Below are 22,763 nucleotides of genomic sequence, written 5' to 3'. Positions count from 1 at the left end.
GTGATGACGACCAGCGCCCCGCCGACAACAAGACGGAGGCGCGCACGGTTCCCCGGCTATCGGCGCATTGCCCGGGCGGCGCTGGTGCTGGTGATCACCTGCGTACCCGCCGGTGCCAACGAGCCACCCGAGCCCTGGACGCTCACGGGCCTGGTGGGTCAGTACGATGACAGCCGCTTTGTGGACATCCTGGCACTGGACGGAGGCGACGTGCGCGCCTCCTATCTCGGGGCGCTGATCCTTGCCCGAGACCTGGGCACCTGGCCTGGCCCCGTGGCTTGGGAAGGAGAGCTGCAGGCTGTGCGACACTGGGGCAGGCAGTCGCTCTGGGAGAGCAACGTCGCGGTGACCGTGCGCTGGAACCACTTCCCCTGGGACGACTGGATAGATACCAGCGCCGCGTTCGGGCAAGGGGTGTCGTTTGCCTCTCACCGCCCGCCACTGGAACAGGAAAACGACGGCGAGACGCGCCGGATGCTGCACTACATGCACGCGGAGCTGGCCTTCCGTCCACCGGGAAACCAGCGCCTGAGCCTGGTGGCGCGCGTGCATCACCGCTCCGGCGTGTTCGGCGTCTACGGCGTCTCGGGCGGCTCGAACTTCCTCACCACCGGGCTGCGGTACCGGTTCTAGCCAGGGCGGCGGGATAGCGGCGCAGCTGCCCGCCTCAGAACGTCCCCACCAGCGTGCCGGTCATGATCAGGAACACCAGCGCGATGATCGGCACGAGCATTGCCACCACGGCGATATCCAGGTAGGCCTGCCGGTGGGTGAGCCCGCAGATGGAGAGCAGGGTGATCACGGCGCCGTTGTGCGGCAGGGCATCCAGCCCGCCCGTGGCCACGGCCGTGACCCGGTGCAGGAGTTCCGGCGAAATGCCGGCCGCCTGCCCCATGGCCAGATATGTGTCGCCGAGGGTCGCCAGGGCGATGCTCATGCCGCCGGAGGCGGAGCCGGTCATGCCGGCCAGCAGATTCACCGCGATGGCCAGGGAGATCAGCGGGTTGTCGCCGCCGGCGGTGGTCACCCAGGCGCTGATCATGTCGAAGGCGGTGAGCGAGGCGATCACCGAACCGAACCCCACCAGACTGGCGGTATTGAAGATGGGCAGCAGCGCGGCGTTGGCGCCACCGTCCAGGGTACGCGTCAGCACAGCGAGCCGGCGCCAGTTCAGCGCCACCAGCACCAGACTGGCGATCACCAGCGCCGAGACCACGGACCATAGCCCGCGCACGGATTCGATGTTGGTGGCGCCGTAGACCGGATCCGCCAGATAGCCGGTGTCCATGGCGGGGATGATCACCGCCGTGAACAGCAGGTTCAGGGCGATCACAAGAACGATGGGCAGCACCGCCAGGGTGAGCGGCGGCAGATCCCGCGGCGGCGCCTCCGGGGGGATCTCCGCCACGTCGAAGCCCTCGCCGGCGGCGCGCTCCCGCAGCGAGCGGTCCACCGACGCCTCGGTCTCATCCGCATGGCTGCCGTAGCCCTCTCCGGCGCGCCGCGCCTGCCGGACCCGGTAGTTCAGCCACGCCTGCCCCAGCACCAGCATGACCAGCCCGGTGAGAATGCCGAGCCCCGGCGCCGCAAACGGGGAGGTGCCGAAGTACGGCATGGGGATGGCGTTCTGGATCGCCGGTGTGCCGGGCAGCGCGGTCATGGTGAAGGTAAAGGCGCCCAAGGCGATGGTGCCGGGGATGAGCCGCTTGGGCAGATCGGCCTGACGGAACAGCGCCGCGGCAATGGGGTAGACCGCGAAGGCCACCACGAACAGCGACACGCCGCCGTAGGTCATCACCGCACAGGCCAACACCACCGCGAGGATGGCGCGTCCGTCACCCAGGCGGGCCACCAGCGCCCGCGCCAGCGCTTCGGCGCTGCCGGAATCTTCCATGAGCTTGCCGAAGATCGCCCCGAGCAGGAACAGTGGGAAGAAGCGCACGATGAAATCGCCCGCCGCGCCCATGAACACTTGGGTATAACTGGCAAGCAGCGGTGTCTCCACGGAAACCAGCGCCACGAACGCGGCCAGGGCCGGCGCCAGTATCAGCAAACTGAGCCCGCGATAGGCGAGCACGATGAGCAGTACCAGCGAGACGACGATGGCAAATACGCCGATCACGAGTCGCCCCCTTTCGACGCCTCGCGGACATCGTCGTGCATGACCGGTCGGAAGGAGTCCTGAAAGAGCTGATCCAGGTCGAACGTGGCACGCTCGCCGATATCCTCGAAGTGCGCATCCAGCCAGTGGTCGGCCCAGACCCGACCCTTGTCGAACAGGGTCTTCAGGAACGACCACTCGGCGTTGAGCTTGCTGGACGCTCCCAGGCTCTCCACCTCCTTTTCAGCGTGAATCAGGTGCAGGCGCATGGCGCGGTAGTTCTCCAGCTCCAGCCCCTCGGCATCGATGAGCTGCTGCAGCAGGTGAATGGAGCGCAGCTCCTTCACGAGACTGGAGTTGAACGTGATCTCGTTGATGCGGTTGAGGATGTCGCGGCTGCCAACCGGGAGCGTCTCACGCACCAGCGGATTGATCTGCACCACCACCAGATCCCGGCAGCCCTGGTCCTCCACTAGCGGATACAGCGCGGGATTGCCGGTATAGCCGCCGTCCCAGTAGGCCTCGCCGTCGATGGTCACCGCGTCGTACATGTGCGGAAGGCAGGCCGAAGCCATGACCGTATCCACGTTGAGCGACGGCTGGCGGAAGATGTGCGGGCGACCGGTGCGCACGTTCGTGGCCGTGACATACACCTTCGTCTTGCTGCAGTCATTAACCCGATCGAAGTCCACCTGCCGGGTCACCAGATCCCGTAGAGGATTGATCCCCATCGGGTTGAGCATCGCCGGAGGCAGTGTCTGCGTCAGACGTTCATACCAAAGGTAACCGGGCGAGCGATCCAGTCCGTAGTTACCCATGAGCCAGTCCAGCGGCGTTCGCTGCATTGGCGAGAACTGCGCAGCCTGGCTCACGGCGCGCCAGAATGCGCCAAGCGCTTCGCGGGCGCCGTCGCGGCCATCGCGCTGAAGGCCGTCGGCCAGCACCACGGCGTTCATGGCCCCGGCGCTGGTGCCGCTGACGCCATCAATCTCCAGCCGCTCATCTTCCAGAAGTCGGTCCAGCACGCCCCATGTGAGCGCGCCGTGGGAACCACCACCCTGCAGCGCAAGATCGATGAGCTTACGGTTACGCTTTGCCATGCAGACTCTCCAGTTATTCTTTGTTGCGGTGCAATATAACCGATTAGAGGCGCGAGCGTCAGTCCACCCCGGGCCCACAACGGCGCACGAAACGCTGAGACGTGGCTTCCGTTGCACAAAGGTTAGTAGAATCCTGCGCTCCACCCACCCCGATGCAAAAGGACTGGCATGCAGCAGACCACTGTCCAGGCAGCGCTCGCCGGCGCCCGGGCATCGAGCCCGGTGACCATCGCCTACGCCGGAATCGGTCTGGCCGCCGGGGTGGTCGGCGCCGAAGCGGGGCTGAGTGCGGCAGAGGTGGGCCTGCTGTCACTGCTGCTGTTCGCCGGCTCGGCGCAGTTCGTGTTCGCCGACCTGTACGCGGGCGCCCTGGTCACTCTCGTCGGCACGGTCTTTCTGGTGAACCTGCGCCACCTCCTCTACGCCACGGCGTTGTCACCACGGGTGCAGCACCTGCCGCTGAGCGCTCGGGTGGTCATCGGCGCACAGCTCACGGACGAGACCTTCGCCCTGGGCACCAGCCTCATGGGGCAGCGCCTGCAACGTGCCGCGTGGATGATCGCCCTCAACGTCACCGCCTACAGTGCCTGGGTGACCGGGAACGTCGCCGGTGCCCTGCTGGGTGCGCTGGCCGGTGCCATTGAGGCCATCGGGCTTGAGTTCGCGCTTGCAGGCATGTTTTCCGCGCTGCTGCTGGGCCAGATCCGTGCCGGCGGACACGCGGGCATTCGATGCGCCGTGGCGGGTCTCGCCGGCGTGATCATCATCGCCCTGGACAGTTGGCAGCCCCACCCGCTCAACCTCATGCTCACCACCGTGATCGCCGCCAGCGCCGGCGTGCTCATCGAACAGGCGGCCAGCGGGCGCCGCGATGAGGAGGCAGCATGAGTCTGCGACCGGAGGTCCTGCTGGCCATCGTGCTCTGCGTGGTCGTCACGCTGATTCCCCGCATCCTGCCACTGGCCCTGGCTCGCCGGATGCGCCTGCCGCCACTGGTGGAGGCATGGCTCACCTATGTGCCGGTGGCGGTGATCGCAGCGCTGTTGGTGGATCAGGTGCTGCTGGTAGGCGACCGCGCAGGCATCACCTGGTCGTGGCCACACGTCACCGCCGGGGTGACCGTCGTGGCCATTGCCGCCGCGAGCCGCAGCATCGCCCTGACGGTTGTGGGCGGGGTTGTGGTATTCAGCCTGGCCCAGGCGCTGGTCTAGCGCTTGCGCGGGAAGGAAGCAAAGGCCGTTTCGCCGCAGGCTCACCTGCTGTAGTGCCGCTCCGTGGCTTCCTTGTACTCCTGCCCGTCGACACTCAGCGTCGCCGTGGGACGGGCGAGCAGGCGCCGGAGGCCGATGGGCTCGTCCGTCTGCTCGCACCAGCCGTAGGTCCCCAGCTCGATGCGACGCAGGGCCTGGTCGATCTTGGGCAGAAGCTTGCGCTCCCGGTCCCGCAACCGCAGTAGCAGCGTAAACTCTTCCTCCGAGCTGGCACGGTCCGCGTCATCGGGAAACACGGGCCGCTCCCTCAGTTCATTGATGCTGGCTTCGGCGGTTTCCAGGAGTTCCCGACGCTGGGTCAGGAGAAGGTCGCGGAAGAATTCCAGTTGTGGGCGGTTCATATACTCTTGCTCGGGCATACTCAGGAGGTCCGCCTCACGGATGATCCCCGATTCGTCGGATGGCACGCTCATGCTGGTGTTTCCTCCGCTCAGGCGTCGAGACAGAACAGGATTCGGGACTGACTCTGGCCGTCCGCCGACGGGGAGCGATGGACGAGGCCGTTGCCTTCGTTGCCCGGGAAGCGGCTCCCCTTCATGATTCCGACCCACCAGGGGTTCAGCCGCTGCGACGGTCCGAAACGCATCACTTCTTCGCTCGGGGCGCCGCATGCGAGGGCGCGCCGATCGACCTGTGAATTGGTCAGCCACTCCGTCGCCGGCCCGCGATAGGTGCACAGAAGCCGAAGATCATTGCGATCAACATGGAAACGCGGACACATCGTGTCGTGCATGGCTTCGATACGGATCTGCACCGACGACTTCCCGATGAGCCTGGCGAAAAGCGCGGCAAGACCGGACATGTCAGTGATCCAATGCTTCAGGGTTTGGGGATCAAGACCGGCGCCACTCAATGCGCGCCGTAGGCCCGCCTCGGCGCTGGTCACCGCGGTGGTCAGCCGAATCGCCTCACTCCAGCCGGCATCAATGCAGGCGAGCTCCCGGCTTGGCTCGGGGAGGCAGAAGCGCCGCCAGATCGCCATGTTCACGCCCTGCAGCAGGGCGTTGTCCAGCACGCCGCACTGCTCTCCCTCGACGGATTCTCCGAAGCTTGCGGGAGTCAACGCATTGTCGGAAAGGGTCATCGTTGTCATAGGCCGAGAAAATCCTTGGCTATAGGGAATAAAGACAATGTTATAACATAATATTTTATACCCAAACATATCGTGTGCTGCTGGCGTGCCCGAGCCGTTGGCAGAAGCCTGTGGACATCGAACCGGCTGCATCGGGATGCAGTGCCCCCCGGGTTAGGTCCATGCCGGTGGGTCCTCAGCCGATATGGCGGCGCATGACCTCCAGCGTCTCCTCGCTGACGTGATGCTCCAACCCCTCGGCATCAATACGGGCGGTGGCATCGCTCACGCCGATCGCGCGCAGAAACTGCAACACTACCGCATGTCGCTCCCGTGAGCGCCTGGCCATGGCCTGCCCTTCATCGGTGAGGAAAATGGATCGATACGGCGCGGTGGTGACCAGGCCGCGCTCGGCCAGCCGGCCGACCATCTTGGTGACCGTCGCCTGCCGCACGCCCATACGCCGGGCGATGTCCACGGCGCGGGCTTCGCCCTCGGCTTCCAGCAATTCGCCGATCAGTTCCACGTAATCCTCGATGAGTTCCGTCTCGTGGGCACGCCGCACGCTGGCGTACTGCTCGGCGTGGGCGTCCGCGTCGGGCAGCAGATCCCCATCTGTGCGATCACGCATGTGGTGGCGAGGCTGTTTCATGGCGGAAGCGTAAAGCCATAACGACAGCTTGCCAACAAAGCTTATGCACAAAACTTAGCTTGTGCTAATTTTTGCAGCCTAGGAAATCAATCTGACTGGAGGGTGATATGACCATCAGCAAGGACGAACCACTAACGACACCGGGGCAGCTTGGCGGCGGCCTTCTTGCGACGGCCCTCCTGGCTCTGCCGGCACCGGCCGTGGCGTCCGATGAGACCACGGCGCTGTCACCAATCGAAATCACCGGGGGGACGTTGTTCAGCCGCACCGAAAGCGCAGTGGTACAGCCGATCAACGTGCTGGAGGGCGAACAACTGGAGCGCAGGCGCGCAGGCACCATCGGCGAAACCCTCGATGGGGAGCCCGGTATCGCCAACGCCGACTTCGGCCCGGGCGTGGGGCGCCCGGTGATCCGCGGGCTGCAGGGGGCGCGGATCGAGATGCTCGAAGACGGCATGCGCACCAGCGACGTCTCCGACGAGGGGGTGGACCACGTGGTGGCGAACGACCCTCTCCGCGCTGAGCGGGTGGAGATTATCCGCGGCCCGGCCACCCTGCTCTACGGCTCCGGCGCCGCGGGGGGCGTGGTGAACGTGGTCACCGGTCGCTTCGACCCGGCCATCGGTGACCGGGTCTCGGGGTCCGTGTACGGGTCATACAGCGGTAACGCCAACGACCGCCAGGGCAGCGCACGCCTGGATGTTCCGGTGGGCGAGAATGTCGCCCTGCGCGCCGATACCTCGGCACGCCGCACCGACGACTTCGACATCAAGGGCTACCAGACCACCGACGGACGCGGCCGGCGCGGGACACTGATCAACAGTGACATCGCCAGCGACGCCTGGTCGGTTACCGGCATGTGGTCCGGTCATGCAGGCTATGTTGGGCTCGGCTACAGCCACTGGGATGCTGAATACGGCATACCGGAGCCCTTCGACGCGCGCCCGGAATCCGAGGGCGGGCAGTCGGACGAGTACGAACGCATCTTCGCCGACTACGACCGGGTCGACCTTCGCAGCGAACTCTACAATCCAATGCCGGGATTCACCTCCCTGCGCGCCAACCTCGCCTACACGGAGTTCCGGCAGGATGAGGTGGAGTTCGAATACGAACGTACATCCGACGGCGGGCAACTGGACGAACGCGAGACCGAAGCAGTATTCCGCCAGGATGAGCTGGACGCGCGCCTGGAGCTGGCCCACGACCCGATTGCCGGCTTTACCGGCGTCGTGGGTCTGGACACCAACCACCAGGACTTCGTCGCCGAGGACCCGCGGGAGGGTCGGGACTTCTTCGTCCGCCCGGTGGAAACACGCGAACTCGGCCTGTTCAGTGTGCAGGAGCGCCCGACGCACTTCGGCCAACTCGAATTCGGCGCTCGTATAGGCCAGGTTCACTCCGACCCGTCGGCCGTTTCCGACCCCCAGGTGGAGAGCGTGGAGCGCAACGGCGAAACGGTGGCGTTCCAGCGCGACCCCGGAACGCGCCGGTTTACCAACTTCAGTGCGTCGGTAGGGGCGATGGTGGACCTGGACGCCAGCCACCGGGTACGCACCAGTCTGATGCGCGCCGAACGGGCGCCATCGACGGAACAGCTCTACGCCTTCGGCCGCCACGGGGCGGCGGATACCTTCGAAGTGGGCAACCCGGACCTGCGCAGCGAGACCTACCTGAACCTCGAAACCACGCTGGAACGCCACGCCGGCACCCTGCGCTATGAGGCGACCGCGTTCTACAACCGTGTGGACGACTTCACCTACTTCCAGTTCATCCCGGACGACGACGGCAACCCGCGGCGTGTGGACGAGAACGGCGAGGAAGACTCCGACGGCGTCCGGCTGGTGTTCAACGACCAGGACGATGTCCACCTCTACGGGCTGGAGCTGCGCGCTGCACTGGATGTGGAAGCGGCGCCCGTCCCCCTGACCCTGCGCGCCAGTGGCGACCTGTTGCGCGGACGCCTGCGTGACGGCGGCAATCTGCCGCGCATGACCCCACCCCGTGCCGGCGTGGGCGCGGATGTGGAGTGGCGGGAGCTGGACGCCAGCGCCGACTACCGGCGGGTATTCCGTCAGCGCCACACCGGCGAGGCCGAGCAACCGACTGCCGGCTACCACCTGATATCCGCGTCTGTCGGCTGGCGCCCCTCCCGGGCGCCGGGGCTGCGCGTATTCCTGCGCGGGAACAATCTGCTCAATGAAGACGGTCGCCGCCACCAGAGCTACTTCCGTGACAGCGCCCCGATCATCGGCCGTACCGTGACCGCAGGCCTGCGTTACGACTTTGGTGGCTGAGCACACCCTGAAAGGCGTGCTCGCCCAGCGGCAGCATTGCCATGGCTCCCCGTAGGCACCCGGACAACGTGAAACAGTAGGTGACGTTGGGATACAGTCATTACACACACACGAACGGGGGACGGTCATGCGCGCCTGGGAAGTGCAGGACGACTGGGGCATCGACCAATCGCAGGAAATTGCCATGCGCGCAATCTACGGGAAAAACCTGCACCTGATCGGGCTCTCGGTGGGCAGTCGCAGCCATTTCGAGGCGATGTGCCACGCCATCGACTCCCACCAGCTCCGGCCGGTCATCGACACCACGCTGCCCTTCGACGCCGTACCGGACGGCCTGAGCCGCATGGAATCGGGTCCCCACGTGGGCAAGATCTGTTTCGAGTACTGAGAGGTCAGGATGAACACATCCCCGATCCAGCGCGCAGAACGCTTCTGTGACACCTACGGCCTGAAGGCGCCGATCCTGCTTGCACCCATGGCCGGTGCCTGCCCCGTCAACCTCTCCATCGCCGTGGCCAACGGCGGCGGCATGGGGGCCATGGGTGCGCTGGTTTCGTCGCCGGACGGCATCCAGTCATGGGCAGACAGCTTCCGCGCCGGCAGCGACGGGCCGTTCCAGCTCAACCTGTGGATTCCCGACGCGCCCCCGCAACGGGATGCCGATGCCGAGGCGCGGATGCGGGCGTTCCTCGCCGACTGGGGGCCGGAGGTCCCGGCCTCCGCCGCGGATACGCCCCTGCCCGATTTCGATGCCCAGTGCGAGGCACTGCTCCAGGCCCGCCCCACGGTGGTGTCATCCATCATGGGCGTCTTCCCGCCCGCGTTCGTGCGGCGCTGCAAAGAGCTCGACATTCGCTGGTTCGCGACCGCGACCACGCTGAGGGAGGCACAGGAAGCGCAGGCGGCCGGTGCGGACGCCGTGATCGCCCAGGGAGCGGAAGCCGGCGGGCACCGCGGCGCCTTCGACCCGGCTGCAGGGGAGCGTCAGACGGTCGGGCTGTTTGCGCTGGTCCCGCGCCTGGCGGACCATCTGGACATCCCGGTCATCGCGGCCGGCGGCATTGGCGACGGCCGGGGCATCGCCGCGGCACTGACCCTGGGGGCCAGCGCGGTGGTCATCGGGACCGGCTTTCTGCGCTGCCCCGAAGCCGCCACCCACGCCAGCTGGGCCGACGCCCTCCACGGGCTGGAACCCGAGGACACCATGCTCACGCGCGCATTCACCGGACGTGCCGCCCGCGCCATTGCCACCGATTTCGCACGGGCCATGGCATCAACCGAGGCGCCATCCCCACCGCCCTACCCGATCCAGCGCCACCTCACCGGCCCCATGAAACAGGCCGGTGCGGACGCCAATGACGTCCACCGCATGCAGGCATGGGCGGGGCAGGCAGCCGCCATGGCGACCACGGAGCCGGCAGCGGACCGGACCGCGGCATTGTGGCGGGACGCAATGGGCCGCCTCGGCGGCTGACGCGGTCACTCAGCGGTGGTACTCACCCGCGCGCTCCGGCTGGTAGACCACCTCTTCAATACGAACGCGCAGTGTCCCGCCGCCGGGCTTTGGCCATTCGATTTCGTTGCCCTCGGCGAGCCCGAGAAGTGCGCTGCCCACGGGCGCGAGTATGGAGATCGTCGAGCCATCGGAAGCGACGTCCTTCGGATACACCAGCGTCAGCTCGAAGGCCTCCGATGACACCACCTCCCGGAACCGCACCGTGGAGTTCATCGTCACCACCGTCGGGGGCACGTCCTGCGGCGCCACCACATCGGCGCGCTCAAGCTCCCGCTCCAGTTCCGCGACGCCCGGCGCCTTGTCGCGCGCGGCCGTCTCCAGCAGGCGCTCAAGGCGGTCGAGGTCGGTTTCTGAAATGATGATCGGTGGTTGCGTCGACATGACTTCCTCGAATAAACGGTGTCCGTGAACGCGAATAGCGACGACACGCCGATGTGGCGTGCCCTCCCGGTTTCAGACATGGATTGATTACGCGTCCCCACCCGAGAGCTTATCAGAGTCACGCGGGTTGGGAACGTCCGCCAGACCCGGGCACCCACCATTGCTGCCCGCGGGCTCGCTAGCCGCGTCGCCGGTGCGGCAGGGATGGCAGGTTCAGGCCCCAGCGGCTGGCGATCACGCGAAGCACGATCACGGGCGGCGAGCACCCCGCTCGCCGCGAAAACCGCGACACCGGCAAGATCCAGGTAGTAGAGCATCCGTCCTCCGGGGTCATTGAGCGGCGCTGGTCAGGGCGTGCTCCGCCAGAAACGACTCCACGGCGGCCAGCACCGCTTCCGGCTGTTCACGGTGGGGCACGTGGCCACACTCCGACAGAATGTGCGTGGCGGCAGGGCCTGCCGTGCCCGAAGCGATGCGCTCGGGGTGGCGCACGGAGCCGTACTCGTCATGCTCGCCGTGAATGGCGAGCACGGGGCAGTACACGCCGCGGAGCGCGTCGTCCAGGGTCCAGTGCCGGAACGCCTCGGACAGCCAGGTGCTCACCCAGGCGTCCAGGACCCACTCGGCCTTGTCTCCGTGATACCTGCGCAGGCGGTCGATCTGCCCCTCCCCGGCAAACATGCGCTGCGCCTCGCGGATCCCGGCCAGGGTGCGCTCCTCCACGAACGCCTGCGCGGATTGCGTGATCAACGCCCGACACTGTCGCGGATACGTGGCGGCGCAGACGGTCGCCATCCCGCCACCGACGCTGTGGCCGAACACCAGGAAATCGCCGATCTCGAGGTGGTCACGCACGGCTGCAAAGCCCCCCGTGGCCTCCTCATCGACGAAGCCGGGGCCAAGCGCGCCCGGGTAGGTGTCGGAGCGCCCGAACCCCAGCCGATCGTAGGCGACAACACACCGCCCGGCAGCCCGGGCCAGGCGCTCCGGGAAGTCCCGCCAGAGATCGACACAACCCAGTGAATCGTGGAGGAGAACCATCGGGGCCCGCCCACGGCCTCCAGAGGGAGCACCGTCCCAGGTCTTCACGAACAGCCGCCCGCGCGGTGTATGAACCCAAGTCTCGTCAACCAGGGCGCTGCCATCCATCGTCGTGTCAGCCATTGCCGCCTCCGGTTTCCACCTGCCGCGGGAACGGCAACCCGGCGAGCAGCAGCGAGCCGTAGCGCTTGGTGAGAACGCGCTCGTCCATGAGGGTCACGGCTCCGTAGTCGTCCTCGTTGCGAATAAGCCGGCCGCACTGCTGCTTGAGCTTGATCGCGGTATTGGGGATGGCCACTTCCATGAACGGGTTGCGGCCGCGCTTCTCGAGCCAGTCGGAATAGGTCTTGTCCACCGGGCCGTCGGGAACGGCAAACGGCAACTTGGTGATCACCACGTGCCGGCATTGTGCCCCGGGCAGATCCACCCCTTCGGCAAACGAGGCCAGACCGAACAGGACGGACCCCTCACCCGCCTCGATGCGCGCCCGGTGGCGACGCAGCACCTCATGATGGGAGGCATCGCCCTGGCAGATGAGGGCGTCGCCCCAGGTCTCACGCAGGGCCTCGGCGGTGCGCTCCATCTGCCGGCGCGCGGTGAACAGCACCAGCGTCCCCTCGTCCAGCGCCACGCAATGCGGCAGCTCCTGGATCACGGCCTCGGTGTGGGCATCACGCTGTGCGGCGCTGGCGGCCAGGCGCACGATGTTCAGACGGCTGATGCGCTGGAAATCGAACGGCGATGGCAGCTGCCGCTCGAACGCCTCACGGGGCAGCCCGAGACTGATGCGGGTGCGGGTGAAGTCGTCGCCGGCGGCGAGCGTTGCGGACGTCACCACCGCCCCCGCCACCTTCGACCAGAACTGGCCGCGCAGCCAGGCCGCCGCGGATGTGGGACAGGCGTAGGCGTTGACACCATCGCTGCCGAGCGTGGCCCAGCGCGCCACTGGCGGCGCATCGGCCGGATCCGGCAGGGCGTAGGCCCGGGCAACACCCTGAATGCCCTCGAGCTGGGTCAGCAGCGCACCGATGCGCTCCTGCAGCTGTGTTCCCTGCGCCGGTGACAGCTCGCCGCTGCTGATCCGGGACTGGGCGCCCGCCTGCAATGTCTCCACCGCCCCCGTCAGCGCCTGGGCGGTGGCGGCGAGCTGGTCAGCCGTGGTGGTAATGTCGTCTGGCAGGGCTTCCCCGTCCAGCAGCCAGTAAAGGGCGCCGTCGCCGCGGCGTTCACCGCGGTCCCGCAGGTGGCGATCCACCGCGTGGGCAAAGTCGCGCAGGGCCGCGTGCGCCTCGCCTCCGGTCTCGGCGAGCTTGCGGGCGGTGGGCTCGACACGGTTGCCCGGCATGGCGGACTCGGCCACGTCGCGGGCATCCCGCGACAGCCCGCTGAGCATCTCCCGAGCAGCCTTGCCGTCCAGATCGAAGCTGTTGTGGCCGGTGGCCACCTCGGCGAAATTGTGGCCTTCGTCGACGATGTGGAACGTGTCCTCCAGAGGCGGCAGCAGAGTGCCACCCCCCAGAGAGACGTCGCTCAGCACCAGGCTGTGGTTGGCGACCACCACCGTGGCGTCGCGCACGCGGTTGCGCTCGGTGAAGTAGGGGCAGGCACTGAACTTCGGACACTTGCTGCCGAGACAGCGGTGCTGATCCACGGTAATCCGGCTGTTCACGGCCGCATCGATGCGCTCCGGCCAGTGGTCCAGGTCGCCGCTCCACGTCTCCGCCCGCAGCGCGTCATCCATGGACTGGATCACCGCCGAGACTCCAGCCAGCGATTCGGCCTCGTCCCCAGCCGCGGCGTTGTCATCATTCTCGAACAGCGTGCCCTGGGCGAGGTCGCCCAGGTACTGCTCCATGCGGTAGGGGCAGGCGTAGCGGGCCCGGCCCTTGGCGATACGAAAAGTGATGTCCAGCCCGGCGGCCTCCACCAGCGCGGGCAGATCGCGATCCACCAGCTGCTGCTGCAACGCCACGGTGCGCGTGGACACCACCACCTTGCGCTTCCTGTGAAGCGCCAGGGCGATGGCCGGGATCAGGTAGGCCAGGGATTTGCCGGTGCCGGTCTGCGCTTCGATCAGCCCGATGGGCTCCGCCGCGGCGTCTCCCGTGAGGATGCGGGCCACGTCGGCGATCATCTGCAGCTGCGCCCGACGCGAGCGAAACCCGTCGGTATGGTTGCGCACGTCATCAAGCATTCTGCGCATCACGTCGCGCTCGGCATCGCTCAGCGGCGCGATACCTGACTCGGGCTCAACCGCCGCCATGTTACTGTCATCCCCATCCATCGCTGTCTCGACTCTCCTGCATGTCGCCCCCTGTCCCGGTACCATTCGGAACTGAATGTCCTTGAAACGGTCAGGGACTGTACCCATAAACTGATCGTGGCGCTGCGTGCGGCACCCCCAGCGTCATGCACCCCGTATTGTCGCAACCCGAATCCAGAGGACTGCATGCCGAAGCCGACACCCCATCGGTTCTCCGACCGAGAAGCCTGGCCCGATGACGCCCTGCGCACGCTGCTCGAACGCATCGACGGCGAACTGGAGCGGCGCGAGGCGCAAGGGACCGACCACAACGATCCCCGGGAGCTGGAAACCCTGGAAGAACGACTCCTGCGGGAAGCGAGACAGTTCCAGAAGGAATCCCGCGTCCTGCGCGGGTGATCACGCATGCTCGACGCTCCCCTGCGCAGAGCATGCCTGCCCGGATTTCGATTGTCCCCCCTTTCGGGGGGTGCGTCATCTCACCCTCCCCCTCTAGCCTGAGTCCATACCGAAAGCCGGAAAGGCTTGCACGTCAGAACTCTGGAGGGGAGTGGTTTGAACCTTGCGTCGCTACTGGAGCGCGCGGGCCGGACGTTTCCGACGCAGCCCGCCATTGCTCACGGTGAACGGATCCTGCACGACTACGGGGCATTCTCGCGGCGGTGCGCCGCCCTTGCGGGCGCGCTTCGCTCGCACGCGGAGCTCGTGCAGGGGGACCGTATCGCGCTGTTCATGAAGAACAGCCCGGAGTATCTCGAGATCCTCTTCGCCGCCTGGCACGCCGGCATCACCGTCGTTCCGGTGAACGCCAAGCTGTCAGCCGAGGAGCTGAAGTATATCCTCGGGCACAGCGGCGCCCGCATCTGCTTCACGACTCCGGGGCTGGCTGCGACGGTCCATCACATCGCCGATGATGTTGCCACGCTGGAGCAGGTCATTGATACGGGCACGGCGACATTCGCGGACTGGTTCAATACGACACCGATCCCGGTCGCGGACCTCGCCTCCGACGATGCCGCCTGGCTGTTCTACACCAGCGGCACCACGGGTACGCCCAAGGGGGCCATGCTCACGCATCGCAATCTCATCACCATGAACTACGGCTACTTCATGGACGTCGAGTCCGTAGCCCCCGGTGACAGCATCCTCCACGCAGCCCCTCTGTCGCATGGGTCCGGGCTTTACGTGCTGCCCCACGTCTCCGCCGCCGCTCTGCAGATCATCCCGGAAAGCGGCGGGTTCGACGCGGACGAGATCTGTGACCTCCTGAGCACACACCGCAGCGTGTCCTTCTTTGCCGCGCCAACGATGGTCAAGCGGCTCACCCAGAAAGTCCGGGAACGGCGCGCGGACACCACCGAGTTGCGCAACATCATCTACGGCGGGGGCCCCATGTACCTGGCCGACCTGCGTGACGCTCTGGACGTGTTCGGTAACCGGCTGGTCGAGATCTATGGTCAGGGCGAGACGCCCATGACGATCACTGCGAAGTCACGGGCTCTCCACGCCCGCTGCAACACGCCCGAGCATGAACATCAGCTTGCATCCGTCGGCATGCCCAACGCCGTGGTGGACGTGCGCGTCGTCGGCGACGACGGCGAGACACTACCGGCCAACGAGGTCGGCGAAATCATCGTGCGCGGCGATACGGTGATGAGCGGCTACTGGCAGAACCCTGAGGCCACACGGGAGGCCATCGTCAATGACTGGCTGTACACGGGCGACCGCGGGTGCATGGACGAATACGGCCTGCTGTATCTGAAGGACCGCTCCAAGGACGTGATCATCAGCGGCGGCACCAACATCTACACCAAGGAAGTCGAAGACGTGCTGCTGACCCACCCCGGGGTATTCGAGGTGTCAGTGATCGGCCGCCCGGATCCTGAGTGGGGCGAGGTGGTGGTCGCCTTCGTGGTCGCCACCGAAGGCGAAGAAGTGACACCAGCCGACCTCGACCGGGTGTGCCTGGAGAAGATCGCGCGCTTCAAGCGCCCCAAGGAGTACGTCTTCGTGGACGATCTTCCGAAGAACGCCTACGGCAAGATCGTCAAGAACACCCTGCGCGAACGGCTGCAGACCGGGGCCGACTAACGCGCGCGGCGCAAACCACACCAGGAGGTCACCATGGACCACTACATGATCGGTTGGGGGCATACCCGGTTCGGAAAGCACACCGATTGCGATATCGAGTCACTGATTACCCAGGCAGCCGGCGAGGCGCTGGAGGATGCCGGAGTTGACGCGGCCGAGATCGACGCCATCTACCTCGGCCACTTCAACAGCGGAATGAGCCCCCAGGACTTCTGCGCGCCGCTGGTGCTGCAGGTGGACGAGCGGCTGCGCTTCAAGCCGGCCACCCGGGTCGAGAATGCCTGTGCCAGCGGTTCCGCCGCCCTGCATCAAGGGCTGAACCACCTCGCCAGCGGCGCCGCCCGTCGCGTTCTGGTCGTGGGCGTCGAGAAAATGACCGACGCCGGGGCGGCGCAGGTTGCAGACAGCCTGCTTGGCGCCAGCTATCGCCGCAGCGATCTGGTGGAGACCAGCCTGGGCTTCGCCGGAGTCTTCGCGCGCATCGCCCAGGCGTACTTTGACGCCTACGGTGATCAAAGCGACGTGCTTGCAAGGATCGCCGCCAAGAACCATCACAACGGCGCGCGCAATCCCTACGCCCACCTTCAGAACGACTTCGGGTTCGATTTCTGCAACACGGAGTCCGCCAAGAACCCGGTGGTGGCTGCTCCCCTGCGCCGCACGGATTGCTCACCAGTCTCTGACGGCGCGGCGGCCGTGGTGCTCTCCGACGCATCGGGCCTGGCCAATGCCCGGCGGGCGGTTGGTTTCCGGTCCCGCGTACAGGCCACGGAGTTCATGCCCATGGCCCGGCGCGATCTCACGGAGCTGGAAGGCGCGGCCCATGCCTGGCGTCAGGCCATGCAGCACGCTGGCGTCGGCCTGGATGACCTGTCGTTCGCCGAGGTCCATGACTGTTTCACCATCGCGGAGCTGATGATCTACGAGGCTATCGGCCTCACGCCGAAGGGTGAAGGCCGCCGCGCCATCGAGGAAGACTGGGTGACGGTTGACGGACGATTGCCCGTCAACCCGTCCGGCGGGCTGAAAGCCAAAGGCCACCCCGTGGGCGCAACCGGCGTCTCCATGCACGTGATGGCCGCAAAACAGCTCACCGGGGAAGCGGGCGACATGCAGGTGGCATCGCCGCAGCTGGGGGCCGTGTTCAACATGGGAGGCGTTGCCGTCGCGAACTACGCCAGCGTTCTGGAGCGCGCCCGCTAGCACCCTGCAATACGACCATAAAGAGACCGACTGGAGGAGTACGACCATGCAAAGACGACACTTTCTGAAACTGTCCGGCGCGTCTGTCGGCGGGGCCATTGCCCTCAGCAGTGTGCCGCTGTCCCTGCTCGCTGGCAACGACCGAGACATGCGCTGGGCATCCTACATCTCGCAGCAGGCCATCCCCTCGCAGCTCGATACCTGGTTCATGGAGGAGATCAAACGCCGCTCCGAAGGCGCCATCGACTTCAGCCAGTACTGGTCGGCGTCTCTGCACGGCGTGGGCGACCACCTGCCGGCAGTGCGCGATAACCGCAGCCAGATGTCCCTGATCTCGCCGGGCTACTACGAAGCTTCCATGCCGGCAACACGAGGCCTGGAGTGGTATTACCGCATGTCGCAGGCCGATGCGATGCAACTGGTATGCCGCGATGTCTACGAAAACTTCGCCCCCCTCCGCCAGGAGTGGGAAGAACGTCACGGCGCCAAGGTGCTCTACTGGACGAACTGGTACCACGCGCCACTGGTGACTCGCGAGCCCATCAACTCCATCGAGGATCTTCGCGGCAAGCGCATCCGCGCCTACGGCGTCATGAATGACACCATCGAGCGCCTGGGTGGCTCCCCGGTGCCCATGGCCGCGCCGGAGGTCTACACCTCGCTGGAGCGCGGCGTCATCGACGGTGCTGCCGGCTTCGAGTTCGTGACCGCCGTCAGCTATCAGCTCCACGAGATCGCCCCGCACTTCACCGACATGGGTGACGGCCCTCATGCGCCCGCCGCAACGGTAATGAGCATGCGGGAATGGGAGCATCTGCCGGAAGAGGTCCAGTCGCTGTTCGACGAGGTGGCGGCCGACCTGTACGAGCGCAAGCTCGCCGAGATCTACCAGCCCGCTGCGGAAGAAGCCGTGGAGACCGCGCTGGAAGACGGCGCCGAGTTCGCCACCTGGTCCGAAGAGGAGAAGGAACGGGCCCGGGACATCGTCCAGCCCGATCAGGTGGAGCAGTGGAAAACGGAAGTTGCCGAGCCCAATGGCATCGACGGTGATGCCATGCAGGATGTGGTCCGGGAAGCCATCGACCGGCACGACGGCCAGGGCGATCTCAAGACGCCTTACGAGATCTATCAGGCCAGAGGCTGATCGTGAGCAATCCGCCCCCGGTGCACGCCACGCGGCCCGGGGGCGCTTTCATTGCCGCAAGAACAAGGTGCGCCGTGAACCTCTTGAACCGACTCGAGACCCTTCTCGCCTGGGTGACGGGCGTGATCGCCATCGTCTTTCTATTGTTCCTGATGGTGGGGACAAGCTCGGACGTGGCCTCACGATTCCTCCTCGGCAACTCCATTCCCGGTGTGTTCGAAATGGCCGAGCTGGCCATGGTGGTCTGCGTGATGTTCGGCCTGGGTTGGGCGCAGCAGGGCCGCAAGCACATCCGCGTGACCCTCCTTGTTGACCGGTTGCCGCCCCGGGCGCGTGCCGGCCTGGAGGCGTTCGCCTGGATCGCGACCGCGATCCTGCTGATGATCATCGCCGCTCCGGCCACCCAGGAGGCGTATCACTCCACCCTTGACCGGGAGTTCCGCTGGGGCGTGGTCCGCATGCCGGTCTGGTGGGTCAAGATCATCGTCGCGCTCGGTCTCTGGCTGGCCAGCCTGCAGATGCTCAAGTGCGCCGTGGAGGCCTTGGCAAGGGGAGGCCGGACGAACACCAGACGCCCGACCGGACGACAGGACATTCCCCATGCTTGAGCCAGTCACCGCAATCATCATTGTCATCCCTCTGCTGTTCGTTCTGATGGCGGTCGGATTCCCGGTATTCGCGGCCCTGGGCATTTCCGGCCTGGTGGGCATCTTCGCCACGGAGGGGTTCGGCTACATCTACTCCACCCTGCGCACGCTGACGTACCAGGAGACCGCGGTTTATCTCATGACCGTGATCCCGCTGTTCATTCTGCTGGGCAACTTCGCGCACCACGCCGGCGTCGGGCGCGCCCTGTTCGGTATCTCGCGGAAGTGGGTCGGTCACTGGCCCGGCGGCCTGGCCATGTCCAGCGTGCTCACGTGTGCGGGCTTCTCGGCGACATCCGGCTCCAGCGTCGCCACCGCGGCGACCGTGGGGTCGATTGCCCTCCCGGAGATGAAAAAGGCCGGCTACGATCAGCGGCTCTCCACCGGCGCCATCGCCGCAGGCGGTGTGCTGGGCGTTCTGATTCCGCCCAGCGTGCTGCTGGTGTTCTACGCCGCCATCAACCAGGTTTCTGCAGGCGCCATGCTGCTTGCGGGCGTCATCCCCGGAATTCTCTCCACCGTGATCTTCCTGGGCGGTATCTGGGTGCTGAGCAAACTCAAGCCGGAACTGGGCAAGGTGTCCGAACGCACCGCCTGGAAGGAGCGCCTGGTCTCCCTAGTTGGCGCATGGCCGCTGCTTGTGCTGATCGTCGTCGTACTGGGAGGCATCTACACGGGCGTATTCACGCCGACGGAGGCTGCGGCGGTGGGCGCACTGGCGGCGCTGCTGATGCTGCTTGCCTCCGGAACCCGCGGGAAGCTCCGCAGCATCTGGACGTCCTGCCAGGACGCCCTGTCCACCACCGTCATGATCATGATGACGATCATCGGGGCCGCGATATTCAGCCTGTTCCTGAGCCTGGTGCAACTGCCGCAGATGCTCTCGGAGTTCGCTGCGACACTGCCGGTGCCGGGGCTCGTGATCATCTTCCTTTTCCTGCTGATCTTCCTGCCCCTGGGGATGTTCCTGGACGCCTTCTCCATGCTCGTGATCACCATGCCGATCATGTTCCCGACCGTGGTCGCGCTCGGGTTCGACCCGATCTGGTTCGGCATTCTGGCCGTGAAGATGTGCGAGATCGGGTTGATTACGCCACCGGTGGGGCTGAACTGTTACGTCATCGCGGGACTGGATGATGACGTCAAACTGGAGAAAGTCTTCCACGGCTCCAGCTGGTTCGTGCTGATGGAACTGGCAGCTCTGGCAATCCTGTTCAGCTTCCCGCTGCTGACGACCTGGCTCCCGAGCACCATGTAATGACGGGCCTCCCCGGGGCCTCCGGGGAGGCTGTCAGGCTTCCGCCATCAACCCCAGTTCCCGAGCCCGGGCAACGGCGGCAGTGCGGTTTTCCACATCGAGCTTGCGGTACAGGCTCTTGAGATACCATTTCACCGTTTCCTCGGAGATGAACAACCGCGCACCGATCTCACGGTTCTTCACCCCTTCCGCAACCAGCGCGAGAATCTGCGTTTCCCGGGCATGTAAAGGTTCACAGCGGCTCCGCTCGGCGGCAAGCCCCGGAGCGTCCAGCGCGGCATCCAGCGCCACGGCCCCGCGCACACCGCCCCTCCTGGCGAGCAGGGCAACCCGCGCCCGCAAGCGCGGGCCCACGTGGAAGAATGGACGCCACAGCGACTCCTCGGCCGCGAAGGCGAGTGCTTCCGTGAGCACCGCGTCCGCCGCGGCATCCTCCCGGGCGAGGCAAACCTCCACGGTCAGCGCCTGCGCCTCCAGCCAGTGATACCAGCGCCCGGCGTCGCGGGCGCTGGTCGCAATGGTGGCAAGCTCTGCCGAGACGGCATGCCAGTCCTGGCTGGCCACCGCGGCCCGCGCTTCCACCAGCTTCAGTTGCTCGAAGTGCTCCGACCACGCCTCCCCGGCCCCGGGCTCACGCACCAGCAACCGGGCCCTGTCCAGGTGACGCCTCGCTCTGGACACTCGCCCGTCGGCGAGCGCCATGCGCGCCTCCAAAAGCGCTTTCTTGAAGCGCACGCGTTCCACCTGGCGACTCTCACCGATTTCACCGGCGTCACGCAGATCACTGCCGGCCGCATCCATACGCCCTCCGGCCCACAGTGCTCGAGCCCTCATCAACAGGGCAACCCCGAGAAAACCGTAGGCCTCGGTCGCACGCAGGATGGCCACGGCGGCGTCGAGTTCGGTGAGTGCGTCGTCAACCCGGTTTGCCTCGTACAGAACGGCACCGAGCTGCGCGCGCACGAATGCGGCCCCCATCCCCTCGGTCCAGTGGCGTTCCGTGGCAATCTGCAGGCTTCCGCGTGCGCTGTTCTCGGCGACCTCACGCTCGCCCCGCAGCAACGCCAGCGCCACGTGGTTGTAGCGGGCAAGCATGTTGATCAGCGAGCACTCGTTGCGCTCGGCAAAGCGGATCGCTTCGGCAATTTCGTGGCCCGCGTCCGCCAGCCGGCCATCCGAACGATAGGCGTACCCGAGCGCAATGTGCGCGAAGGCCTGCACCGAACTGTCGGTGTGCTCCAGCTGCTCCATGAGCCGCGGATGAAGGCTGGTGCGATTCGGTTCATCGTTCTGGATGACGCCCAGCGTGCTGAGAAGCACCGCGATCTCACCCTCGAAGGCCACGCGCTTCGCTTCATGCAAGGCGGCGTCTGCTCCGGCTTCGGCCCAGGCGTGCGCTCTCCCGAATTCGCCACCATAGGCACAGGACCAGCCGTTGAGGATGCACAGCTCCGCCGATGCGGTGAGTTCACTTTCCGGCAATTGCTCCAGATTCAGGCGCAGCTCCTTGAACCGTCCGCCACGGAACAGCGCCCGCCCATAGGGGATAAGCAACGCTGCCGCCCGACTCGGGTCATTGGCCCGGAGGGCGAAATCAATGGCCTCGGCCAGCGCCCCCTCCTGCTCGAACCACCGGCTGGCGGCCAGGTGCAACGCCTCCACCTGCTGCGGGTGGCGGTCCCGCAGTCGCGTGAACAGGAACTCCCGAAAGAGATGATGGTAGCGGAACCAGACCTGGACATCGTCGAGGCGGAAGGTGAACAGATTCAGCCGCTCCAGCTCCTGCAGCACGGCGGCGCTGTCATCGGTGTTGCAGATCGCGTCACAAAGCCCCGGACTCAGACCGTCGAGCACCGAGGTACGGAGCAGGAAACCCTGGAGCTCCGGTGACAGTCTGCGCAGTACGGCATCGAGCCAGTAGTCGGTGACGTGCGCCTGTCGGGTGAGCGGCTGATCGCCGGCACGCATGGCGTCATCCGCCCCCAGATCCAGGCTGGCCAGCTGCAGGCCCGTGGCCCACCCCTCCGTCTCGTCGTAGACACTCTGCAGTTGCGAGGCCGACAGGTCACAGCCGCGCAACTGGAACAGCTCGGCCGCTTCGGCCCGGGAAAACCGCAGTTCGTTCCAGCCCAGCTCCACCAGGCGGCCACTGGCCCGCATGGCTCCCAACGGAAAGTCGGGCTCGGTACGTGACCCGACAACCAGCGACACCTCGGGTGGCAGATGGTCCAGCAGCATCGCCAGCGTCTGATGAATGACCGGCAAATCGATGCAGTGGTAGTCGTCCACGAACACGACCAGGCGCTTGTCCACTCCGTGAGCAAACGCCAGCGCCAGTTTCATGGCAAGGTCCTGATACATGCGCGACGTTGTACTCTCGAGCAGCGACGGCAGCGTTGCGGCGAAATCGGGCTTGGCGGTGCGCACGGCCGCGATGAGCTGCAGCACGAAACGGTGGAAGTCATTGGCCAGAGACGTCACCGACAGCCAGGCGACGGCGACTTCATCCCGACGCAGGTGCTCATACGCCTGACTGAGAACGGTCGTCTTGCCGGCCCCGGCGGGCGCCACGACCTTGACCATGCACCCGGGAGGCAGATCGGTGATGGTCTTGAATACCTGCGGGCGAGGGATCAGCTCCACCCCGCTTTGCGGCGGCCGAAGCACAGTCGGTGGCACATCCAGTGCCTGCATTTCTACTGGAGACTGCCATTTTTCCATCGTTAACC

21 protein-coding genes are annotated in these 22,763 nt (G+C 66.2%); 12 read left to right on the top strand and 9 right to left on the bottom strand.

Annotated features, from left to right (window positions below):
• The first annotated feature begins 3 nt into the window (after positions 1–3).
• On the top strand, positions 4–633 hold the full coding sequence (locus ACNSTU_RS13480; RefSeq protein WP_290634916.1) for a hypothetical protein: 630 nt from the start codon (positions 4–6) through the stop codon (positions 631–633).
• 34 nt (positions 634–667) lie between these two features.
• Here ACNSTU_RS13480 and ACNSTU_RS13475 read toward each other — a convergent pair whose 3' ends face one another.
• Together ACNSTU_RS13475 and ACNSTU_RS13470 are read right to left on the bottom strand one after the other, a co-directional pair.
• Positions 668–2,122, bottom strand: a complete 1,455-nt coding sequence (locus ACNSTU_RS13475) for a GntP family permease (RefSeq protein ID WP_418212466.1) — start codon at positions 2,120–2,122, stop codon at positions 668–670.
• Positions 2,119–3,201, bottom strand: coding sequence for a patatin-like phospholipase family protein (locus ACNSTU_RS13470; protein ID WP_418212465.1), 1,083 nt, complete (start codon positions 3,199–3,201; stop codon positions 2,119–2,121). The genes ACNSTU_RS13475 and ACNSTU_RS13470 overlap by 4 nt, the downstream gene beginning before the upstream one ends.
• Positions 3,202–3,369: 168 nt before the next feature.
• Here ACNSTU_RS13470 and ACNSTU_RS13465 point away from each other — a divergent pair, with 168 nt between their 5' ends.
• Positions 3,370–4,089, top strand: coding sequence for an AzlC family ABC transporter permease (locus ACNSTU_RS13465; RefSeq protein ID WP_418212464.1), 720 nt, complete (start codon positions 3,370–3,372; stop codon positions 4,087–4,089).
• Complete coding sequence (locus ACNSTU_RS13460) at positions 4,086–4,412, top strand: AzlD domain-containing protein (RefSeq protein ID WP_418212463.1); 327 nt, start codon at positions 4,086–4,088, stop codon at positions 4,410–4,412. Before ACNSTU_RS13465 ends, ACNSTU_RS13460 begins: the two co-directional genes overlap by 4 nt.
• Positions 4,413–4,453: 41 nt before the next feature.
• Here ACNSTU_RS13460 and dksA read toward each other — a convergent pair whose 3' ends face one another.
• From dksA to mntR, 3 genes are all read right to left on the bottom strand, one after another.
• Entirely contained in the window at positions 4,454–4,885 is a 432-nt protein-coding gene (gene dksA, locus ACNSTU_RS13455) for an RNA polymerase-binding protein DksA (RefSeq protein WP_290634906.1), read from the bottom strand.
• 17 nt (positions 4,886–4,902) lie between these two features.
• Complete coding sequence (locus ACNSTU_RS13450; protein WP_290634904.1) at positions 4,903–5,565, bottom strand: DUF1826 domain-containing protein; 663 nt, start codon at positions 5,563–5,565, stop codon at positions 4,903–4,905.
• A gap of 175 nt (positions 5,566–5,740) precedes the next feature.
• Positions 5,741–6,175, bottom strand: coding sequence for a manganese-binding transcriptional regulator MntR (mntR, locus tag ACNSTU_RS13445; protein WP_290634902.1), 435 nt, complete (start codon positions 6,173–6,175; stop codon positions 5,741–5,743).
• A gap of 128 nt (positions 6,176–6,303) precedes the next feature.
• Here mntR and ACNSTU_RS13440 point away from each other — a divergent pair, with 128 nt between their 5' ends.
• The 3 genes from ACNSTU_RS13440 (at position 6,304) to ACNSTU_RS13430 (ending at position 9,964) form a co-directional block, all read left to right on the top strand.
• On the top strand, positions 6,304–8,490 hold the full coding sequence (locus tag ACNSTU_RS13440; protein WP_290636922.1) for a TonB-dependent receptor: 2,187 nt from the start codon (positions 6,304–6,306) through the stop codon (positions 8,488–8,490).
• A gap of 127 nt (positions 8,491–8,617) precedes the next feature.
• A complete protein-coding gene (locus ACNSTU_RS13435; RefSeq protein ID WP_290634898.1) occupies positions 8,618–8,878 on the top strand; it encodes a zinc-binding dehydrogenase in 261 nt (86 codons plus the stop codon).
• A gap of 9 nt (positions 8,879–8,887) precedes the next feature.
• Complete coding sequence (locus tag ACNSTU_RS13430; RefSeq protein WP_290634896.1) at positions 8,888–9,964, top strand: NAD(P)H-dependent flavin oxidoreductase; 1,077 nt, start codon at positions 8,888–8,890, stop codon at positions 9,962–9,964.
• 9 nt (positions 9,965–9,973) lie between these two features.
• Here ACNSTU_RS13430 and rnk read toward each other — a convergent pair whose 3' ends face one another.
• The 3 genes from rnk to dinG all read right to left on the bottom strand — a co-directional run bounded on the left by rnk (position 9,974) and on the right by dinG (position 13,691).
• Entirely contained in the window at positions 9,974–10,387 is a 414-nt protein-coding gene (rnk, locus tag ACNSTU_RS13425) for a nucleoside diphosphate kinase regulator (protein ID WP_290634894.1), read from the bottom strand.
• Between the two features lie 330 nt (positions 10,388–10,717).
• Positions 10,718–11,551 (bottom strand): alpha/beta fold hydrolase, encoded by an 834-nt coding sequence (locus ACNSTU_RS13420; RefSeq protein ID WP_418212462.1) that lies wholly within the window; start codon positions 11,549–11,551, stop codon positions 10,718–10,720.
• On the bottom strand, positions 11,544–13,691 hold the full coding sequence (gene dinG, locus ACNSTU_RS13415; protein ID WP_418212461.1) for an ATP-dependent DNA helicase DinG: 2,148 nt from the start codon (positions 13,689–13,691) through the stop codon (positions 11,544–11,546). The genes ACNSTU_RS13420 and dinG overlap by 8 nt, the downstream gene beginning before the upstream one ends.
• Positions 13,692–13,877: 186 nt before the next feature.
• On the opposite strand from dinG, the gene ACNSTU_RS13410 reads away from it, so the two are divergent.
• The 6 genes from ACNSTU_RS13410 (at position 13,878) to ACNSTU_RS13385 (ending at position 20,034) form a co-directional block, all read left to right on the top strand.
• The gene (locus ACNSTU_RS13410) at positions 13,878–14,090 is read left to right on the top strand and encodes a hypothetical protein (protein ID WP_290636919.1); all 213 of its coding nucleotides are present in this window, start codon (positions 13,878–13,880) and stop codon (positions 14,088–14,090) included.
• Positions 14,091–14,246: 156 nt separating this feature from the next.
• Positions 14,247–15,782 (top strand): class I adenylate-forming enzyme family protein, encoded by a 1,536-nt coding sequence (locus ACNSTU_RS13405; protein ID WP_418212460.1) that lies wholly within the window; start codon positions 14,247–14,249, stop codon positions 15,780–15,782.
• 33 nt (positions 15,783–15,815) lie between these two features.
• On the top strand, positions 15,816–16,985 hold the full coding sequence (locus tag ACNSTU_RS13400; RefSeq protein WP_418212459.1) for an acetyl-CoA acetyltransferase: 1,170 nt from the start codon (positions 15,816–15,818) through the stop codon (positions 16,983–16,985).
• A 46-nt stretch (positions 16,986–17,031) separates the two neighbouring features.
• A complete protein-coding gene (locus ACNSTU_RS13395) occupies positions 17,032–18,129 on the top strand; it encodes a C4-dicarboxylate TRAP transporter substrate-binding protein (protein ID WP_418212458.1) in 1,098 nt (365 codons plus the stop codon).
• 74 nt (positions 18,130–18,203) lie between these two features.
• Positions 18,204–18,737, top strand: a complete 534-nt coding sequence (locus ACNSTU_RS13390; protein WP_290635307.1) for a TRAP transporter small permease — start codon at positions 18,204–18,206, stop codon at positions 18,735–18,737.
• Positions 18,730–20,034: a TRAP transporter large permease gene (locus tag ACNSTU_RS13385; protein ID WP_290637920.1), complete on the top strand. Its 1,305-nt coding sequence runs from the start codon at positions 18,730–18,732 to the stop codon at positions 20,032–20,034. Before ACNSTU_RS13390 ends, ACNSTU_RS13385 begins: the two co-directional genes overlap by 8 nt.
• Before the next feature lie 33 nt (positions 20,035–20,067).
• Here ACNSTU_RS13385 and ACNSTU_RS13380 read toward each other — a convergent pair whose 3' ends face one another.
• Positions 20,068–22,728, bottom strand: a complete 2,661-nt coding sequence (locus tag ACNSTU_RS13380; RefSeq protein WP_290637918.1) for a LuxR C-terminal-related transcriptional regulator — start codon at positions 22,726–22,728, stop codon at positions 20,068–20,070.
• Positions 22,729–22,763 lie beyond the last annotated feature (35 nt).

This window comes from Aquisalimonas sp. APHAB1-3 (assembly GCF_048323695.1).
GTDB lineage: Bacteria > Pseudomonadota > Gammaproteobacteria > Nitrococcales > Aquisalimonadaceae > Aquisalimonas.
This window is presented reverse-complemented; position numbering and strand designations above follow the sequence as displayed.

Bases quoted from the DNA above. Each gene is read 5' to 3' on its own strand.
- ACNSTU_RS13480 (WP_290634916.1), top strand. From the start codon at position 4: ATGACGACCAGCGCCCCGCCGACAACAAGACGGAGGCGCGCACGGTTC.
- ACNSTU_RS13470 (WP_418212465.1), bottom strand. From the start codon at position 3,201: ATGGCAAAGCGTAACCGTAAGCTCATCGATCTTGCGCTGCAGGGTGGT.
- ACNSTU_RS13465 (WP_418212464.1), top strand. From the start codon at position 3,370: ATGCAGCAGACCACTGTCCAGGCAGCGCTCGCCGGCGCCCGGGCATCG.
- ACNSTU_RS13460 (WP_418212463.1), top strand. From the start codon at position 4,086: ATGAGTCTGCGACCGGAGGTCCTGCTGGCCATCGTGCTCTGCGTGGTC.
- dksA (WP_290634906.1), bottom strand. From the start codon at position 4,885: ATGAGCGTGCCATCCGACGAATCGGGGATCATCCGTGAGGCGGACCTC.
- ACNSTU_RS13450 (WP_290634904.1), bottom strand. From the start codon at position 5,565: ATGACAACGATGACCCTTTCCGACAATGCGTTGACTCCCGCAAGCTTC.
- mntR (WP_290634902.1), bottom strand. From the start codon at position 6,175: ATGCGTGATCGCACAGATGGGGATCTGCTGCCCGACGCGGACGCCCAC.
- ACNSTU_RS13440 (WP_290636922.1), top strand. From the start codon at position 6,304: ATGACCATCAGCAAGGACGAACCACTAACGACACCGGGGCAGCTTGGC.
- ACNSTU_RS13435 (WP_290634898.1), top strand. From the start codon at position 8,618: ATGCGCGCCTGGGAAGTGCAGGACGACTGGGGCATCGACCAATCGCAG.
- ACNSTU_RS13430 (WP_290634896.1), top strand. From the start codon at position 8,888: ATGAACACATCCCCGATCCAGCGCGCAGAACGCTTCTGTGACACCTAC.
- rnk (WP_290634894.1), bottom strand. From the start codon at position 10,387: ATGTCGACGCAACCACCGATCATCATTTCAGAAACCGACCTCGACCGC.
- ACNSTU_RS13420 (WP_418212462.1), bottom strand. From the start codon at position 11,551: ATGGCTGACACGACGATGGATGGCAGCGCCCTGGTTGACGAGACTTGG.
- dinG (WP_418212461.1), bottom strand. From the start codon at position 13,691: ATGGCGGCGGTTGAGCCCGAGTCAGGTATCGCGCCGCTGAGCGATGCC.
- ACNSTU_RS13410 (WP_290636919.1), top strand. From the start codon at position 13,878: ATGCCGAAGCCGACACCCCATCGGTTCTCCGACCGAGAAGCCTGGCCC.
- ACNSTU_RS13400 (WP_418212459.1), top strand. From the start codon at position 15,816: ATGGACCACTACATGATCGGTTGGGGGCATACCCGGTTCGGAAAGCAC.
- ACNSTU_RS13395 (WP_418212458.1), top strand. From the start codon at position 17,032: ATGCAAAGACGACACTTTCTGAAACTGTCCGGCGCGTCTGTCGGCGGG.
- ACNSTU_RS13385 (WP_290637920.1), top strand. From the start codon at position 18,730: ATGCTTGAGCCAGTCACCGCAATCATCATTGTCATCCCTCTGCTGTTC.
- ACNSTU_RS13380 (WP_290637918.1), bottom strand. From the start codon at position 22,728: ATGCAGGCACTGGATGTGCCACCGACTGTGCTTCGGCCGCCGCAAAGC.